Source organism: Mannheimia kashgarensis, assembly GCF_041807705.1.
GTDB lineage: Bacteria > Pseudomonadota > Gammaproteobacteria > Enterobacterales > Pasteurellaceae > Mannheimia.
This window is the reverse complement of the sequence record NZ_JBGTYY010000004.1, coordinates 48,427-61,934: the sequence shown is the minus strand read 5'-3', so window position 1 is coordinate 61,934 and position 13,508 is coordinate 48,427. Positions and strand designations below refer to the sequence as shown.

15 protein-coding genes are annotated in these 13,508 nt (G+C 40.3%); 10 read left to right on the top strand and 5 right to left on the bottom strand.

The window, feature by feature from the left end:
• The first annotated feature begins 47 nt into the window (after positions 1-47).
• The 5 genes from hscA to ACERCF_RS03370 all read left to right on the top strand — a co-directional run bounded on the left by hscA (position 48) and on the right by ACERCF_RS03370 (position 3,892).
• Positions 48-1,901 carry a Fe-S protein assembly chaperone HscA gene (gene hscA / locus ACERCF_RS03390; RefSeq protein WP_373624619.1) on the top strand — a complete coding sequence of 618 codons (1,854 nt, stop codon included), beginning with the start codon at positions 48-50 and terminating at the stop codon, positions 1,899-1,901.
• Positions 1,902-1,910: 9 nt separating this feature from the next.
• Complete coding sequence (locus ACERCF_RS03385) at positions 1,911-2,276, top strand: Imm51 family immunity protein (protein ID WP_154704169.1); 366 nt, start codon at positions 1,911-1,913, stop codon at positions 2,274-2,276.
• Between the two features lie 16 nt (positions 2,277-2,292).
• On the top strand, positions 2,293-2,634 hold the full coding sequence (gene fdx, locus ACERCF_RS03380) for an ISC system 2Fe-2S type ferredoxin (protein ID WP_126302240.1): 342 nt from the start codon (positions 2,293-2,295) through the stop codon (positions 2,632-2,634).
• Positions 2,634-2,828 (top strand): Fe-S cluster assembly protein IscX, encoded by a 195-nt coding sequence (gene iscX, locus ACERCF_RS03375; protein WP_018651770.1) that lies wholly within the window; start codon positions 2,634-2,636, stop codon positions 2,826-2,828. Before fdx ends, iscX begins: the two co-directional genes overlap by 1 nt.
• 128 nt (positions 2,829-2,956) lie before the next feature.
• Entirely contained in the window at positions 2,957-3,892 is a 936-nt protein-coding gene (locus ACERCF_RS03370; protein ID WP_373610794.1) for a TDT family transporter, read from the top strand.
• A gap of 110 nt (positions 3,893-4,002) precedes the next feature.
• Here ACERCF_RS03370 and ACERCF_RS03365 read toward each other — a convergent pair whose 3' ends face one another.
• The 4 genes from ACERCF_RS03365 to proB all read right to left on the bottom strand — a co-directional run bounded on the left by ACERCF_RS03365 (position 4,003) and on the right by proB (position 7,855).
• Positions 4,003-5,256: a multifunctional CCA addition/repair protein gene (locus tag ACERCF_RS03365; RefSeq protein ID WP_373624618.1), complete on the bottom strand. Its 1,254-nt coding sequence runs from the start codon at positions 5,254-5,256 to the stop codon at positions 4,003-4,005.
• A 108-nt stretch (positions 5,257-5,364) separates the two neighbouring features.
• The gene (gene nth / locus ACERCF_RS03360; protein WP_373610792.1) at positions 5,365-5,997 is read right to left on the bottom strand and encodes an endonuclease III; all 633 of its coding nucleotides are present in this window, start codon (positions 5,995-5,997) and stop codon (positions 5,365-5,367) included.
• Between the two features lie 2 nt (positions 5,998-5,999).
• Positions 6,000-6,764, bottom strand: coding sequence for a TSUP family transporter (locus ACERCF_RS03355; RefSeq protein ID WP_373624617.1), 765 nt, complete (start codon positions 6,762-6,764; stop codon positions 6,000-6,002).
• On the bottom strand, positions 6,755-7,855 hold the full coding sequence (gene proB, locus ACERCF_RS03350; RefSeq protein WP_373624616.1) for a glutamate 5-kinase: 1,101 nt from the start codon (positions 7,853-7,855) through the stop codon (positions 6,755-6,757). The genes ACERCF_RS03355 and proB overlap by 10 nt, the downstream gene beginning before the upstream one ends.
• Positions 7,856-7,966: 111 nt before the next feature.
• Here proB and folA point away from each other — a divergent pair, with 111 nt between their 5' ends.
• Positions 7,967-8,461 carry a type 3 dihydrofolate reductase gene (gene folA, locus ACERCF_RS03345; protein ID WP_373624615.1) on the top strand — a complete coding sequence of 165 codons (495 nt, stop codon included), beginning with the start codon at positions 7,967-7,969 and terminating at the stop codon, positions 8,459-8,461.
• A 119-nt stretch (positions 8,462-8,580) separates the two neighbouring features.
• On the top strand, positions 8,581-8,811 hold the full coding sequence (locus ACERCF_RS03340; protein ID WP_373610788.1) for a YgjV family protein: 231 nt from the start codon (positions 8,581-8,583) through the stop codon (positions 8,809-8,811).
• 54 nt (positions 8,812-8,865) lie between these two features.
• Here the strand turns inward: ACERCF_RS03340 and radA are convergent, their stop codons facing one another.
• The gene (gene radA / locus ACERCF_RS03335; protein ID WP_373624614.1) at positions 8,866-10,245 is read right to left on the bottom strand and encodes a DNA repair protein RadA; all 1,380 of its coding nucleotides are present in this window, start codon (positions 10,243-10,245) and stop codon (positions 8,866-8,868) included.
• Between the two features lie 181 nt (positions 10,246-10,426).
• Here radA and ppdD point away from each other — a divergent pair, with 181 nt between their 5' ends.
• Genes ppdD through ACERCF_RS03320 form a run of 3 tightly spaced genes read left to right on the top strand, consistent with a single transcriptional unit; the run spans position 10,427 to position 13,507 of the window.
• A complete protein-coding gene (gene ppdD / locus ACERCF_RS03330) occupies positions 10,427-10,906 on the top strand; it encodes a prepilin peptidase-dependent pilin (protein WP_373624613.1) in 480 nt (159 codons plus the stop codon).
• 20 nt (positions 10,907-10,926) lie between these two features.
• Positions 10,927-12,318: a GspE/PulE family protein gene (locus ACERCF_RS03325; RefSeq protein WP_373624612.1), complete on the top strand. Its 1,392-nt coding sequence runs from the start codon at positions 10,927-10,929 to the stop codon at positions 12,316-12,318.
• Complete coding sequence (locus ACERCF_RS03320) at positions 12,311-13,507, top strand: type II secretion system F family protein (RefSeq protein ID WP_373624611.1); 1,197 nt, start codon at positions 12,311-12,313, stop codon at positions 13,505-13,507. The genes ACERCF_RS03325 and ACERCF_RS03320 overlap by 8 nt, the downstream gene beginning before the upstream one ends.
• Position 13,508: the final 1 nt, after the last annotated feature.

Sequence of the window (13,508 nt, the reverse complement as noted above, 5' to 3'; positions counted from 1 at the left end):
TCCCCATAAAAGGAGAGAGCGATAGAATTTAGAGAGATAAAAATATAATGGCATTATTACAAATTTCTGAACCAGGTCAAACCGCTGCACCACATCAACACAGATTAGCAGTGGGAATTGATTTAGGCACAACAAATTCATTGGTTGCAACTGTGCGTAGCGGGCAGGTTCAAGTATTACTTGATGAACAAGAAAGAGCATTAGTGCCGTCAGTAGTGCATTATGCAGAAGCAGAAAAAACGCTTGGGGTTGAAGCGTTTGCCAAAGCAGCTCTTGACCCGAAAAATACGGTTATTTCAGCTAAACGTTTAATTGGGCGTTCTTTGGCAGATGTTCAGCAACGTTATCAAAATTTACCTTATCAATTTGTGGCGAGCGAAAACGGTTTGCCTTTAATTCAAACAGCTCAAGGCAATAAAAGTCCGATTGAAGTTTCGGCAGATATTTTAAGCCACTTGGCACAATTTGCCGAAAAGCGTTTAGGCGGAGAGCTTTCAGGTGTGGTGATTACTGTGCCTGCCTATTTTGATGATGCACAACGCCAAAGCACCAAAGATGCAGCACGCCTTGCAGGTTTAAATGTGTTGCGTTTACTCAATGAACCAACCGCAGCAGCGATTGCTTATGGTTTAGACAGCGGACAAGAAGGTGTGATTGCCGTTTACGATTTAGGTGGCGGTACTTTCGATTTATCTATTTTACGTTTACGCAAAGGTGTATTCGAGGTATTAGCAACAGCTGGAGATACGGCTCTCGGTGGCGATGATTTCGACCATTTATTAGCTGATTGGATTGCTGAGCAAGCCAATTACAAGCCACAAACCGCAAGCGAGCAGCGTGAGTTATTAACCTTAGCCACTCAAACAAAAGTTGCTCTTTCACAAGCGATCGAATTTGAGGTGAAATTTGCAAATTGGGTTGGAACTGTCAGCCGTTCGCAATTTAATGAGCTAATTCAACCGCTTGTAAAACGCTCACTGATGACTTGCCGTCGTGCATTGAAAGATGCGGGCGTTGAATCTGAAGAAGTGATTGAAGTTGTGATGGTGGGTGGTTCAACCCGAGTTCCATTTGTGCGTGAACAAGTGGGCGAATTTTTCGGAAAAACACCATTAACTTCTATCGATCCTGATAAAGTAGTGGCGATTGGTGCAGCTGTGCAGGCGGATATTTTAGTCGGTAACAAGCCTGATTCTGATATGCTATTGCTAGATGTTGTGCCATTATCATTGGGTATTGAAACAATGGGCGGCTTGGTGGAAAAAATTATTCCACGCAACACGACAATTCCTGTTGCCAGAGCCCAAGAATTTACTACAGGTAAAGATGGACAAACCGCAATGACAATCCACGTTTTACAAGGTGAGCGTGAATTAGTCGAAGATTGTCGCTCTCTCGGTAAAATCACTTTGCGTGGCATTCCGGCAATGGCAGCAGGGGTTGCACAGGTTCGGGTAACTTACCAAGTTGATGCCGACGGTTTATTAAACGTGACCGCAATGGAGAAATCGACCAAAGTGCAGGCTTCAATTCAAATCAAACCGTCTTATGGCTTAACCGATGAAGAAGTTACGCAGATGATTAAATCCTCAATGGCAAATGCCAAAGAAGATATGGAAGCCCGCCAGTTAGTTGAACAGCGAGTAGAAGCCGACCGAGTGATCGACAGTGTTGTAACGGCATTGAAAGAAGATGGCTCTGCGGTGTTGAGTGTGGAGGAGTTCCAAGCGATTGAAGCACAATTAGCCCGTTTAATCGAATTAAAAGAAGGTACTGATCGCTTTGCAATTCAGCAAGGTATCAAAGAGGTGGATTTAGCTACGCAAGAATTTGCAGCACGGCGTATGAATTTATCAATTCAAAAAGCGTTAGCCGGTAAAAAAATGGACGATTTAGCATAAGGGGGCAGTATGTCTAACTATGTAAAAACCGAGATTTCAGAACAATTCAGAACCGTTGCAGTTGAATTTGATTTAGAGGATAACCGCATTTTTGAGCTGGGCGAGCGGATTAATGCTGAGTATGATGTTGCCTATATGAACGGCTACAACTGGGCAGCATTTTTACGAGCTTATCTTAGTATTTATCGTCCAAGCCTATTAGAGTTATTAGAAGAAGATCCGGACGTAGGATGTTATTATGTTACCTATCCGCTTTCCGAGAAAAGTAAAGAGAAAGCAAGGGAACTAAAGAATATTATTGTTTATCTGGTTGAGAATGAGGAAGAGATTTTAAACTTCATCGGCGAACATCTGGATAATATTGAATGGGATTAGTAAAAGGAAACTAAAAATGCCAAAAATTGTTTTTCTTCCACACGAAGAGTTCTGTCCGGAAGGTATGGTTGTTGAAGCTAAAGCCGGCGATAATTTATTAGAAGTTGCACACGAAGCAGGTGTTGAAATTCACCACGCTTGCGATTGTTCTTGTGCTTGTACCACTTGCCACGTGGTGATTCGTGAAGGTTTTGATTCTTTAAATGATACTTCAGATCAAGAAGAAGATATGCTGGATAAAGCTTGGGGTTTGGAAATGGACAGCCGTTTAAGTTGTCAATGTATTGTTGGTGACGAAGACTTAGTCGTTGAAATTCCGAAATATAATTTAAATCACGCAAATGAGGCAGCACACTAATGAAATGGTCAGATACTCGAATGATTGCAGAAAATCTGTATGATATGAATCCAGATTTAGACCCAACTACGGTTCGTTTTACAGATATGCATAAATGGATTTGCGAAATGGAAGATTTCGATGATGATCCGGAAGCATCAAATGAACATATTCTTGAAGCAATTTTAACTATCTGGCTAGAAGAGTATGAATAGTAGTAGGAACCTAAAGCAAGTGCTTTAGGTTTTTCTTATTACAAGCGGTTAGAAAAATAAAATTTTTTACATATGACTGTTATAAAGCCAAATACAGTTATGCATTATTTCAATATGAGGATAAATTTATGAGTGAATCTAAACCTTTTCCAATAACTACAGGCTTTTTTGCAATGCCATTAGGGCTGGGGGCGTTAGGCCTTGCCTGGTTAAATGCAACACCTATCACTCCTTATGCTACAACAATTGGTAATATCATTGCTGGAACGTCAGTCATACTTTGGGTAGCCTTATTAGGCTGTTATGTGTATCGTGTGTTTTTTTGCTTTGAGCAGATTAAAGCAGAATTTATGCACCCTGTGCAATGTTGTTTATTTTCCTTAGTGACAATGACAACCATGATAAGCGGTGATGTATTCTATGTATGGGGTTTTTATTTAGGCGAACTATTGATTTTTTTAGGCGTCATTGTGCATTTAATTTTCTTGGTTTTTATTATTGGTGGATTATGGAAAGGCACACAATTTTTGCCAGAAACGCTACACCCGGTACATTACCTACCGCCAATTGCAGGGAGCTTCACTATGGCAAGTTCATTAAGCTTAATTGGCTACAGTGAAATTGCCTCTTTATTTTTAGGCATTGGCATAATTTCCTGGTTAGTATATGAACCCACTATGTTACAAAGAATTCGGCTTAGTCCGCTTTTTCCGATTGCTAGACCATCTTTAGGAATTGTTCTTGCTCCGGCATTTGTGGGCGCTTCTGCCTATTTTTCTATGGGTGGAGAATTAGACTTGTTGGCAAAAATGTTATGGGGATATGGATTCTTACAATTCTGTTTTATTTTACGAAACCTCAAATGGATAGCTGAAAATGGCTTCTCGATGGGTTTCTGGGCATTTTCATTTGGTTTAGCTGCAATGGCAAGAGGTGCGATTGAATTTTATCAATTTGAACCTTTATCTTTTATTGGGTTAGCCGGCTTCACTATTGCCAATTTCGGCATTGGGTTATTGCTGATCTTTACCCTGAAATTGTGGCTACAACAATCAAGAGCATAGGAACATTATAAATTCACTAAAATAACGCCACCTTTTAAACAATCCATACATTTAACCAACGTTTTTCTAATTGAACTTTGGGAATTGATTTTGAGAAAGTGGCGGATAACCTAATGGTTTATTATTAGGTCGCTATCTAGCTTGATGCTTCTTACCGCATACACTCTGCGTTTATTCAGCTCTTCCCGAATTGCTTGTTTTTCAAAACCGTCTTGAATGACTTGTTGCACATCAATTTCCATTGCGGCTTGGTAATATGCTTTCGCTAATTCAGGTTGAGGGTAGTCTCGCTGTTCAAAACCTAATCGCCCTCTAGCATCTGCTTCACAGGCGAGCAGGAAATCAAAAAAGCGGTTTGGCTTACGCCACACATCTAGGCGGTTAAACAGCTTTATCACCGTTTCAGGGCGAAGTTCCGCCATTTTGTGGCAATGCGTGTGGTATTCGGTCACTAAAAGGGCAAAATCTTTAATGTCAGTTGGGATTTTTAATCGATTGGCTAACTCTCGGGTTGGTTGAATACCTTTGGCTTCGTGTCCGTAGTGATGAGGCAAAATATCAGCAGGCGTTAAGCCTTTGCCTAAGTCGTGGCAAAGGGCAGCAAAGAGTAAAGCGGTAGGATTTTCCGCCTTTTTTGCAAGTCGTTTAGCTTGTTCTAATACCATTAAAGTATGTGCGCCTGAATCAATTTCCGGGTGATGTTGAGGCGGTTGTGGCACACCAAAGAGTTTATCAACTTCTGGGAAAAGAACTTTTAATGCTCCAACTTGTCGCAAAACAGTAAAATAAATATGGGGACTTTCTTCTCCAAATGCTTTCTCTGTTTCAAGCCATACTCGTTCAGCAGTGAGGTTTTCTAGCTCACCGCTGTTAGAAAGCTCTCGCATTAGATCTAAGGTTTCAGCTGCAATGGTAAATCCAAAAGTGTAGAAACGAGCAGCAAATCGAGCAACTCGTAATACACGCAGCGGATCCTCACTAAACGCAGGAGAGATATGGCGTAAAACTCGGTTCTCTAAATCTTGAACGCCACCATAGGGGTCGAAAATCTTCCCAGATTCATCTTGTGCAATGGCATTAATGGTTAAATCTCGGCGGGTTAAGTCTTGTTCAAGAGTTACATTAGGAGAGAAATCACAAACGAAGCCATTGTAGCCTTTGCCTTGTTTACGTTCTTGGCGAGCTAAAGCGTATTCTTCTTTGGTTTCAGGGTGAAGAAAAACAGGAAAGCCTGCCCCAACTTGTTGAAAACCTTGAGCCAATAATTGCTCGGCAGTTGCTCCCACCACTAAAAAATCTCGATCTTTTACTGGTAAGCCGAGAAGTTGATCTCGAACCGCACCGCCAACTAAATAGATTTCCATTTGTAAAATTCTCTCAAAATATAACCGCTTGTTGTATTTATTTTACGCTCGATTTAGTTCCCCTCTTTTCTAAAGAGGGGAGTTATTTATTAATATAATCAGATAATCTTATTCAGTCTTTTCCTTAAACTCGCACAAATCTTCAATAATGCACGAGCCACAACGAGGCTTGCGGGCAACGCAAGTGTAACGACCGTGTAAAATCAACCAATGATGAACATCTACTTTAAATTCATCAGGAACAACTTTAAGTAACTTTTCTTCAACCTGCACAACATTTTTACCAGGGGCAAAATTTGTACGATTAGATACGCGGAAAATATGGGTATCCACAGCAATGGTAGGGTGTCCAAAAGCAGTATTCATCACCACATTAGCAGTTTTTCTACCCACGCCAGCAAGAGCTTCGAGAGCATCACGATCTTCTGGCACTTCGCCGTTATGTTTTTCAATCAGATCTCGGCAAGTTTTGATAATATTTTCCGCTTTGCTATTAAATAAACCGATCGTTTTAATGTACTCTTTTAAGCCATCTACGCCTAAATCTAAAATTGCCTGTGGTGTATTAGCAACAGGGAATAATTTATCCGTTGCTTTGTTTACCCCTTTGTCTGTTGCTTGTGCAGAAAGAATAACCGCAATCAATAATTCAAATGGATTGCTATAATTCAGTTCCGTTGTCGGCTTTGGGTTTTCATTGCGTAAGCGAGTTAAAATTTCAACACGTTTTGCTTTATTCATTGCTAATTAAAAATTCCTTGTTCGTAGAGCATTTTCGCTACCATAATAAAAGACATCGTTACCAGCATTGGGCGGATTAATTTTTTGCCTTTTGTCATTACCATTTTAGCCCCAAGTGTACCACCGATAAATTGCCCTACCATCATAATTAATCCCACTTTCCAAACTACAGCACCACCAATAGTGAAGAAAATCAGTGAAGCAAAATTTGAGGTAAAATTAATCACTTTGGCGTGTACAACGGCTTTGGGCAGATTAAAACCCAGTAACAAAATAAAAGCTAATGTAATAAATGACCCGGTTGCAGGTCCGAACATACCATCATAAAAACCGAGAGCAACGGAAGCAGTAAAGGCAAATGTAGTAAAGCTAATTCGCTGTTTGCGATCTTCATCTCCCACGCTTGGGCTGACTAAAAAGTAGATACCAATAATCAAAATTAAAAATGGGAGTAACGTTTTCAAAAATTCCACATCAATATTTTGAACAAAAATAGTACCAGCAGCCGAACCGATAAACGTACACAAAATGAGTAGCCATATTTGTTTTAAATTAACCGCTTTTTGGCGAATAAAGTAAAAAGAAGAGGAGAATGAGCCACCGCAGGCTTGCAGCTTATTTGTACCTAATGCCATTGCAGGCGGTAATCCTGCTGCCATTAGAGCCGGAATAGTAAGCAAACCACCACCGCCTGCAATCGCATCAATAAAACCAGCGACTGTGGCGACTAGGAACAAAATTGCTAAAACATCAATGCCTAATTCCATTGATACACCACCATTTCATCACTATGTACGGCAACAGAACCAAACTCATAGCCGAGTAAAGATTCAATTTCTTTAGATTTTTTACCTTTGATACGGATCAATGCCTCGCTACTATAACGAGCAATGCCTAATGCAATCGCTTTTCCTTCTTGGTTGAAGATTTTAATCACTTCACCTCGTGTAAATTCGCCTTTGATTTGAGCAACGCCTACAGGTAAGAGTGATTTATGTTGAAGCAAGGCTTGCTCTGCTCCTGAATCGACAACGATTTCCCCCACTTGAGGTGCAGCAAAAAGCCAACGCTTTCTGCCTTCCAAGCGGTCAGATTGCACTAAAAATTTACTCCCGATGTTTTCGCCATTAGCTAAATCCACCAACACATTTGGGCGAGAGCCAGAGGCAATAATAGTTTCCACGCCTGAACGGGTGGCAATATCTGCAGCCGTAATTTTAGTACTCATACCGCCCGTGCCTAATCCGGTTGAACTGCCACCGGCAATTTGGCGGATTTCAGGCGTGATTTTTTCCACCACCGAGAGCAGTTTGGCATCAGGGTTCGAGCGAGGGTCGGCACTGAATAAGCCCTCTTGGTCGGTTAATAAATAGAGCTGATCCGCTTGAGCCAAAATCGCAACTAAAGCCGATAAATTATCGTTATCGCCGACTTTAAATTCTTCGGTGGCAACGGCGTCGTTTTCATTAATCACGGGAATAATTTTTTGAGCAAGCAGAGCATCAAGCGTATCACGGGCATTGAGGAAACGTTCACGATCGTCCAGATCGGCTCGGGTTAAGAGCATCTGCCCGATATGGATATTATAAATATCGAATAAATTTTCCCACACTCGAATGAGCTGACTTTGCCCGACCGCTGCTAACATTTGCTTAGAGGCTAAGGTTTTAGGGAGTTCAGGGTGTCCTAAATAATCACGCCCGGCAGCAGCGGCCCCAGAGGTTACAACGATAACTCGATGATTTTGGTGAAGTTGAGCAATCTGTTTTACCAGCTCTAACATATAAGGACGGCTTAAACTTTTAGTGCCGTGTGTGAGAGTGCTGGTGCCAAATTTAATGACGATAGTTTTTGACATAATGATTTCACTTATCTTTAGAAATTATGCGAATAAAATTATCATTTTTAAGGTGTAAAATCACGTTTAATTTGATATAAAATTGAACCAAATTGCATAATAGGAGAAAAAATGAAAATTAGCCTGATTGTTGCTCGAACAAAGAATAAGGTTATTGGCAAAGATAACCAAATGCCGTGGCATTTACCTGTGGATTTAGCGTGGTTTCGCCAAAATACGGTTGGCAAACCTGTGATTATGGGGCGAAAAACCTATGAATCAATTGGTAGGCTATTGCCAAAACGTCCTAATATTATTCTTTCCCGTTCAGGTTTTACAATGGAAGGGGCTTATGCGGCACAATCGCTTGAACAAGCGGTCGAATTAGCAAAAAATTTTGCAAATACAGAGGAAATAATGATTATTGGTGGGGGAGAACTGTTTAAGCAAGCCTTACCACTAGCAGAAAGGCTTTATTTAACCGAGATTCAAGCAGAAATTGAGGGAGATACTTTCTTTGAATTTGATGAACAAAATTGGGCGTTAATAGAAGCGAAGTGGTCAGAAATTGATGAAAATAACCCGTTACGCTGCTGTTTTATGCGTTTAGAACGAAAATCTGCTTAATAACTAAGCGGTTAAAAGCAAAAATGTGAACGCAAACCTTTGCTATTTTTGGAGCTAGATACAAATAAAAAAACAGCCTTTAAAATATCGGCTGTTTATTTTATTTGAGGAGGTTCTAAATGGACTATATTGAAATACTTGGCTATGTGGCGATGATTTTAGTTGCCTGTTCTTTTTTGTTAAAAGATGTGATTAAACTGCGGGTGGTCAATTCGCTGGGTTGTGCCTGTTTCGTTGCTTATGGGTTGCTGATTGGCTCGATTCCTGTTACCGGCTTAAATGCGTTGGTGGTGTGCATTAATTTGTACTATATTTTCAAAGCGAATCAACCGACAACTGCACATTCGTAAATTTTTACCTAAAACAGACCGCTTGTAAGACAGACTTACAAGCGGTTCTTAATTTTAGAGGTTATAAAGAATATCTAATGCATCACTGAGTTTTTTTACAGTGAACACCTGCATATCTTTAATTGCCTTTTTCGGGGCATTGCCGTGAGGAATAATCGCCCGTTTAAAGCCGTGTTTTGCCGCCTCACTAATACGCTCTTGCCCACTGGTAACCGGGCGGATTTCCCCTGCTAAGCCGACTTCCCCAAAAATTACCAAATCCTGCGGTAACGGGCGATTACGGAAGCTGGAAATTAACGCTAAAATTAAGGCTAAATCGGCACTGGTTTCTGTTACTTTCACGCCACCTACTACATTCACAAAGACATCTTGATCCGACATTTGCAGCCCACCGTGTCGATGTAAAACCGCCAGTAATAGCGATAAACGGTTATGATCTAACCCCACCGCCACACGACGAGGGTTCGCAAGCATTGAGTGATCAACCAATGCCTGAATTTCAACAAGTAACGGGCGAGTACCTTCCCACAATACCATTACAGAGCTGCCCGGTGTTTGCTCTTCGCTACGGCTTAAGAAAATAGCAGACGGGTTTTTAACTTCTTTTAAGCCAAGTTCCGTCATCGCAAATACGCCTAATTCATTCACCGCACCGAAACGGTTTTTCTGGCTACGCAGGGTTCTAAACCGAGAATCTGATTCGCCTTCAAGCAGTAATGAGGCATCAATAGCGTGTTCCAATACTTTCGGGCCGGCAAGCGTGCCATCTTTAGTGACGTGCCCAACCATAATAATCGCCACTTGGCGGGTTTTGGCGTAGCGGGTAAGGAAAGATGCACATTCACGCACTTGTGAAACACTGCCTGGAGAGGATTGAATATCCGACAAGTGCATCACTTGAATCGAGTCAATCACCATAATCTTCGGTTTTTCTTGGTCTGCAATATTGCAAATATGCTCGACAGAGGTTTCAGACAACATTTTCAGATTTGCCGTTGGTAAGCCTAAACGATTCGATCGCATTGCCACCTGTTGTAATGATTCCTCACCTGTTACGTAAAGAGTAGGGAGATGTTGAGCCAAGCCGCACATCACTTGCAGTAACAATGTACTTTTTCCTGCTCCCGGATGCCCACCAATCAAAATAGCCGAACCTGGCACAACACCACCACCTAGCACACGATCTAGTTCATTAAAACCACTACTAAAGCGAGGCACTTCTTGCAAGCTAATATCGGAAAGAGCCTGAACTTTGCCTGAGGTTTCCCCTGCATAGCCACTAAAGCGGTCAGATTTTGCGGTTTCTTTACTCGAAATTAATCGCACTTCACTAATTGCATTCCAAGCCTTGCATTCTTTGCATTGCCCCATCCAGCGGGCATATTCTGCACCGCAATCATTACAAACATAGGCGGTTTTAGGTGCTTTTGCCATTTTTAATCCTCAATCTTCAAATTTGTGAAATTCTAGCAAAAAACTGTATGAATAAACAGATGGAAATATTATTTTTTCGATCTGCGTCGAAAAATTGAAATTTGCTTATCGCAAGAATTTCAAAAAATTTGCACACTTTCATCGCCAGACTTTTTTGGCTTTTTATTCATAAGGAATTTATATGCAAAAAATTGTACATTTTCGACCGCTTGGTATTCGCCAACTTCATCGGGCATTTACCTTAATTGAATTGATGATCGTAATTGCGATTATTGCCATTTTGGCAACCATTGCCATTCCGTCTTACAACTCCTACACCCAAAAGGCGGCACTTTCTGAGCTGTTAAGAGCTTCGGCTTCATATAAATCAGATGTTGAACTCTGTATTTATAACGGTAGCGGACTGGATAATTGTTCTGGAGGCACAAATGGTATTCAAGCCAATAAAGCGAATAGTAATGACACTAAATACCTCAATTCGATTAGCGTAAATAAAGGTGTGATTACCGTTACAGGCAAAGGCTCGCTTAATGGTTACAGTTATACGTTAACACCAAAATTTGAAAACAACACTATTAGTTGGTCATCGAGTTGTAGTGGTAAAGATACCAGCCTCTTCCCGGCTGGATTCTGTAATACAACAGTTACATCAAACGGTTAATTCATCTTGAGGAAATCAAAATGACGTATTCAGTTACTGATTTAACCAGCCAAGAAATGATTGAAATTTCGAGCGAGCAGTGGCAGAAAAATTGCAATGAAAAACAGATTTTATTGCGATATTTGGCTATTCCGCTGAAAGAAACGCAATCACAGTTATGGTTGGCGGTTGATGATATGCAAAATATCAGTGCCTGTGAAATTTTTGCTTTTATCTACCATAAGCAAATTGAGCCTGTTTTGATTTCCTCCGATGAATTGAAGTTTTTGCTCAACGCACTTTCACCAGAGCAGAGTAGTGTGCAGAGTGAAATTTATGAGGAGAATGCAACGTATTCGATAACAAATTCAGAACAAGTGGATAGAAATGATCCGATTATCCAAATTTTAGATAATTTATTTAAATTCTGTTTAAAAAATAACGCCTCAGATATCCATTTAGAGCCACAAAAAGAGAAATTACTCATTCGACTACGAATTGATGGCGTACTGCATATTTATAAAACGCTTCCGCAAAGTTTATCTAGTAGGTTGATTTCTCGCATTAAGTTATTGGCAAAACTTGATATTAGTGAAACTCGCTTGCCGCAAGATGGACAATTTCATTTCAAAACGATTTTAGCGGAAACCTTAGATTTCCGTGTTTCAACTTTGCCAACTCATTTCGGCGAAAAAGTCGTTCTTCGGCTTCAAAAGAATAAACCGACTAATTTGGATTTTTTAGAGTTAGGTTTTAACCCAAGCCAAAAAGCAATATTGCTCAATGCCCTTAATCAGCCACAAGGCTTAATTTTAGTAACAGGGCCAACGGGTAGTGGGAAAAGTATTACCCTTTATAGTGCATTAAGTCATCTCAATAGTAGTGAAAAGCATATTTTAACCGCTGAAGATCCGATTGAAATTGAGATAGAAGGGATAATCCAAACCCAAGTAAATAGAGGGATTAATTTGGATTTCAACCAACTGTTGAGAACTTTTCTTCGTCAAGACCCAGACATCGTTATGCTAGGGGAAATTCGTGATGAAGAGAGTGCGGAAATTGCCCTCAGAGCTGCTCAAACAGGGCATTTAGTGCTTTCCACCTTGCACACCAATGATGCCCCTTCTGCCATAGAGCGATTATTGCAACTTGGAATAAAAGAGTACGAGTTACAAAATTCATTACTGCTGGTAGTGGCTCAACGGTTGTTAAGACGAATTTGCATAAAATGCGGTGGAATTGGCTGTGAGCATTGCTATCAAGGATACAAAGGTAGAATTGGGGTGTATCAGCTTTTTAGCCGATCTGCAAAAAATTTTGAAAAAACGACCGCTTGTTTAGATTTTGTAACCCTATATGAAAGTGCAAAAGAAAAATTAGCGGAAGGGAAAACCGATCAGGCTGAAATTTTGAGGGTATTAGGCAATGGCTAAAATCTATGAATTTCATTGGAAAGCGGAGGATCGTTTCCAACAAAAGCGTAAGGGGAAACTATTATCTTCAAGCAGAGAAGAGCTGGAAAATACCTTGCTTGCTAAAGGTTATCAGCAAATTCGTGTCAGCAGAAATTTTGTGTTTTCACAAAATCCGAAAAAAGAGGAAATTAGCCAATTTTTATCTCAGCTTGCTTTGTTAGTGAATTCTGCCGTGCCGTTAAAGCAAGCCCTAGCAATGATTTTGCAAAATTGCCGAAACATCAGGCTACATCAATGGCTAAGTGAGCTTATTCAACTTATGGAAAGCGGTTATGCTTTTTCGCAATCACTAGAACGGCTAAATACGTTTGTCACTAATCAAGAAATTCAATTGATCAAAATGGGCGAACAGGGCGGAAAGCTTGGTTTGATTTTAACCAACTTGTCGGAAAGCAGAGTTAAGTCTGATAAATTGGCTAAAAAGGTGAAGAAAATTTTGTTTTATCCTGCCATTGTATTATTCATTTCACTTTTTCTGTCTATCGGGCTTTTGGTCTTTATAGTGCCGCAATTTGCCGAGCTTTATGGCACAAAGGAGCAAGCCTTACCGCTAATTACTGAAATTTTATTTTCGCTTTCTCAATGTTTAATTGAGCAGAAGAATCTTTTATTCACTTTATTATTACTAGCGGTCATTTTGTTCTCATTTTTTGCAAAAAGAGGAAATTGGGTGGAGAAATTGAAAATCAGGTTATTGTCTAAGCTCCCTATTTTTCGGCAAATTATAGAGCAAGCTCGTATGGTCTTTTTTAGCCAAAATGTTGCATTAATGCTGAATGCCCATATTCCGTTAGATGTGGCATTAAAATCCTTTTTATCTGAAAAAAGTGATGACCCTATATTACAAAAAGAGATTGAGTTTATGCTGAATCTCTTGCAACAAGGCTATAAATTTTCACAAGGTATCAACCCGAATGTGTTTGGCTTAGATATGCCACAAATGGTTGAGATAGGCGAGCAGAGCGGCAACGTTGCCAAAATGTGCGAACACATTAGCGAGATGTATCAACAAAAATTGGATTACCAAATTGATATTCTTTCCCAATTATTAGAACCAATGTTAATGTTATTAATGGGCGTGATTGTCGGCACTATTATTGTTGGGCTGTACTTACCTATTTTCGATATGGGAAGTTTGGTGGAGTAGT

Bases quoted from the DNA above. Each gene is read 5' to 3' on its own strand.
- hscA (WP_373624619.1), top strand. From the start codon at position 48: ATGGCATTATTACAAATTTCTGAACCAGGTCAAACCGCTGCACCACAT.
- ACERCF_RS03385 (WP_154704169.1), top strand. From the start codon at position 1,911: ATGTCTAACTATGTAAAAACCGAGATTTCAGAACAATTCAGAACCGTT.
- fdx (WP_126302240.1), top strand. From the start codon at position 2,293: ATGCCAAAAATTGTTTTTCTTCCACACGAAGAGTTCTGTCCGGAAGGT.
- iscX (WP_018651770.1), top strand. From the start codon at position 2,634: ATGAAATGGTCAGATACTCGAATGATTGCAGAAAATCTGTATGATATG.
- ACERCF_RS03370 (WP_373610794.1), top strand. From the start codon at position 2,957: ATGAGTGAATCTAAACCTTTTCCAATAACTACAGGCTTTTTTGCAATG.
- ACERCF_RS03365 (WP_373624618.1), bottom strand. From the start codon at position 5,256: ATGGAAATCTATTTAGTTGGCGGTGCGGTTCGAGATCAACTTCTCGGC.
- nth (WP_373610792.1), bottom strand. From the start codon at position 5,997: ATGAATAAAGCAAAACGTGTTGAAATTTTAACTCGCTTACGCAATGAA.
- ACERCF_RS03355 (WP_373624617.1), bottom strand. From the start codon at position 6,764: ATGGAATTAGGCATTGATGTTTTAGCAATTTTGTTCCTAGTCGCCACA.
- proB (WP_373624616.1), bottom strand. From the start codon at position 7,855: ATGTCAAAAACTATCGTCATTAAATTTGGCACCAGCACTCTCACACAC.
- folA (WP_373624615.1), top strand. From the start codon at position 7,967: ATGAAAATTAGCCTGATTGTTGCTCGAACAAAGAATAAGGTTATTGGC.
- ACERCF_RS03340 (WP_373610788.1), top strand. From the start codon at position 8,581: ATGGACTATATTGAAATACTTGGCTATGTGGCGATGATTTTAGTTGCC.
- radA (WP_373624614.1), bottom strand. From the start codon at position 10,245: ATGGCAAAAGCACCTAAAACCGCCTATGTTTGTAATGATTGCGGTGCA.
- ppdD (WP_373624613.1), top strand. From the start codon at position 10,427: ATGCAAAAAATTGTACATTTTCGACCGCTTGGTATTCGCCAACTTCAT.
- ACERCF_RS03325 (WP_373624612.1), top strand. From the start codon at position 10,927: ATGACGTATTCAGTTACTGATTTAACCAGCCAAGAAATGATTGAAATT.
- ACERCF_RS03320 (WP_373624611.1), top strand. From the start codon at position 12,311: ATGGCTAAAATCTATGAATTTCATTGGAAAGCGGAGGATCGTTTCCAA.